Below are 342 nucleotides of genomic sequence, written 5' to 3' on the forward strand. Positions count from 1 at the left end.
ATTGGGAATGGTAAAAATCAATCTGCCTATCTCAAATGGAGTACCGATTACAGGACAGACATTGGGTGTTATGCTGGCGGGCGCGTTGCTTGGTGCTCGACTGGGCGGTTTAAGCATGGCCGCATTTGTGGTCTTGGTTGGAGCGGGAGCACCGCTATTGTCCGGCTTTCACGGGGGCGCCGCAATTTTCGCATCAGCTAGCGGCGGCTGGGTTCTAAGCTGGCCTGTTGCTGCATTTGTGATCGGGTTACTGGTAGAAAGAAGCTGGAGCAAGCTTCGTTCATGGCAGGTGTTTTTGTTTATCATCATCGGTGGCATCCTGGTTGTCTACGCCATCGGGAT

General features: G+C 52.9%; 1 protein-coding gene. It reads left to right on the plus strand.

Annotated features, from left to right (window positions below):
* Window positions 1–342 (plus strand): biotin transporter BioY (locus MXD62_RS10585; RefSeq protein WP_248829140.1); only part of this gene is annotated, 342 nt, incomplete at both ends.

It is taken from the genome of Frankia sp. Mgl5, assembly GCF_023242985.1.
GTDB classification, from domain to species: Bacteria; Actinomycetota; Actinomycetes; order Frankiales; family Frankiaceae; genus Parafrankia; species Parafrankia soli.